Source organism: Streptomyces sp. NPDC006476 (assembly GCF_040612015.1).
Lineage (GTDB): Bacteria > Actinomycetota > Actinomycetes > Streptomycetales > Streptomycetaceae > Streptomyces > Streptomyces griseorubiginosus_B.
The window spans coordinates 1-2,028 of sequence record NZ_JBEXPK010000262.1 but is presented as its reverse complement, the minus strand read 5'-3'; the positions used below and the strand labels follow the sequence as shown (position 1 = coordinate 2,028).

General features: G+C 63.8%; 3 protein-coding genes. All 3 read right to left on the bottom strand.

What is annotated here, in order from left to right:
• Nucleotides 1-99: 99 nt before the first annotated feature.
• From ABZZ74_RS53825 to ABZZ74_RS53815, 3 genes are read right to left on the bottom strand one after another with little or no spacing between them, the layout of a single operon-like run.
• On the bottom strand, nt 100-228 hold the full coding sequence (locus ABZZ74_RS53825; protein ID WP_356951399.1) for a hypothetical protein: 129 nt from the start codon (nt 226-228) through the stop codon (nt 100-102).
• Between the two features lie 6 nt (nt 229-234).
• The gene (locus tag ABZZ74_RS53820) at nt 235-1,167 is read right to left on the bottom strand and encodes a hypothetical protein (protein WP_356951398.1); all 933 of its coding nucleotides are present in this window, start codon (nt 1,165-1,167) and stop codon (nt 235-237) included.
• Complete coding sequence (locus ABZZ74_RS53815; protein WP_356951397.1) at nt 1,062-1,685, bottom strand: hypothetical protein; 624 nt, start codon at nt 1,683-1,685, stop codon at nt 1,062-1,064. The genes ABZZ74_RS53820 and ABZZ74_RS53815 overlap by 106 nt, the downstream gene beginning before the upstream one ends.
• Nucleotides 1,686-2,028 lie beyond the last annotated feature (343 nt).

Genomic DNA, 2,028 nt, shown 5'->3' with positions numbered 1-2,028 from the left:
GAGAACCTGCTGGAGAAGTTCCGCATCGCGCTCAAGGACGCCCGGGACCGGGCCATCGCCGAAGAGGACGAGGTGACGCTGGAGTACGTCAAGGCCATGTTAGGCGTCTGACGCTGCCGATCTGGGCTGGTCTGAATCCTTGAGGTAGAAGCGGGGGCCGAGGATGGCGAGGAGCAGGGCCACCACCATGACGGCCACGGGCACACCGTAGAACAGCAGGTCGTACATGGGTGGTCAACTCCTTGGGCCGAGGCCGGCCACAGGGGCAGCCGTGGGGTGAGCGCGTATGGTGGCGACGGGCAGCCGGCCCGCGCGGGGGTCGAGGATGTAGGCAAGGCCGTAGACCACGATGTTGACCGCCACGCCGACGATCAGTGCGCTCACCCCGTACGGCTCGTGCAGGACCCATCGCCATGTCCCCATGGCCGCGCCGCCCGCCACGATCGCCAGGACCCCGGCGACACCACTGCGGTATCCCCACACCACGCCCAGGATCAGCGGGGCCACGACAGTGGGGGCCCACAGGTCGTAGGAGATCAGCAGAGCGTCGATGATCGACGGTGCTGCGAGGGCGAAGAACGCCGCTGCGACTCCCACTAGCACTGTGACCAGGCGCTGCACCGTCAACAGCAGTCGTGCGCCGGCGTCGCGGTGGATGAAGGAGACATAGATGTCCTTGGTGAAGCAGACCGCCGTGGCATTGAGATAGGAGTCCGCCGTCGACATGACCACCGCGAACAGGGCGGCCAGTACGATCCCGCTCAGGCCCATGGGCAGCAGTTCGGAGACGACGGTCGGCAGTGCTTGGTCAGGCGTGGCCTTCGGGTACAGGACGGTTGCCACCAGGCCGATCGAGGCGGTGACGAAGTAGAAACCCAGCGAGAAGATCCCCGCCACCAGAAAGCCGCGGCGAGAGTCTTGGGGGGTTCTGGCCGCGAAGGCACGCTGTGTGTAGGGCGGCACCAGCGTCTCGCCGAGCAGGAACGAGAGGAAGACCCCGATGAAGGCCAGCGGAGTCCAGCTGCCGAGAAATGAGAGATGCCCTTCGGGGACTTTCGCGATCAGGGCGTGGGGGCCTCCCGCGCGGACCCCTCGAAGATAAGGACGAGGGGCAGGAAAACACTGAAGAGCACAAACTGTGCGACGTTGGTCTTCACTACGGACCACAAGCCACCGAAGGTGGCGTACAGCAGCACGAACGTCGTTCCGGCGATCACGCCGACGAACTTCGAGACACCCATCAGCAGATGGAAGATCGTACCGAAGGCGAGTACCTGAGCACCGAGGATTCCCGCGCAGACGGCGATGGAGAGCAATCCGGTCAACAGCTGGGCGGCTGGCCCGTAGTGAACCGCCATCACATCGCCGACGGTGTGCGCACCCGTGTAATTGCGCAGTCGCGGTGCCACGAACTGGCCGACGAGGATAGTCTGGATGGAGAAAGCGCAGATGGTGACCAGGAAGACATAGCCGTCACGGAACGTGCCACTCGCGGTGCCCAGGACGGCTCCGCCGCCGATGAAGGACGCCGCGAGGCTTGCGAAGATCACGTCTCCGCCGATTCTGCGGCCCGCCACCGCGAAGTCCTCGGTACTGTCCCGGTCGACCGACTGAAGGCCTATGGCGATGATGACGTAAAAGTAGATGCATATGCAGAGCCAGTCGAACCAGCTGATGGACGCCACTGTGTCGCACTCCTCACGGTGCGTTGCCGTCTGAGACAGGTCACAGAGCGTAGGAGTGAAACTGCACATTGTCCCTGTACGCGGTGCAAGAAATTCGGCGCCTAAAATGGCGCCGAAACTGTGCGATGTGCACAGTGGCTTCGTATGTTACAGGGGGCAAATAGTGCTAAATCTTTCCCCGTTCGGACCGGTTCCGGCGTTCCACCTGCATGTTTCCCGCCAGGAAAAGTGGTTCATCGGGATTCCTGCGTGGATACTCCCGCCTTCAGGCGGGGGAGGAAACGGACTCCTGCGGAGCAGGGCAGGGAAAGCCGATGCGCCGCCAGGGCGGATCGGCGTCACC

Coding starts and splice junctions, on each gene's coding strand:
- ABZZ74_RS53825 (WP_356951399.1), bottom strand. CDS start 228: ATGTACGACCTGCTGTTCTACGGTGTGCCCGTGGCCGTCATGGTGGTG.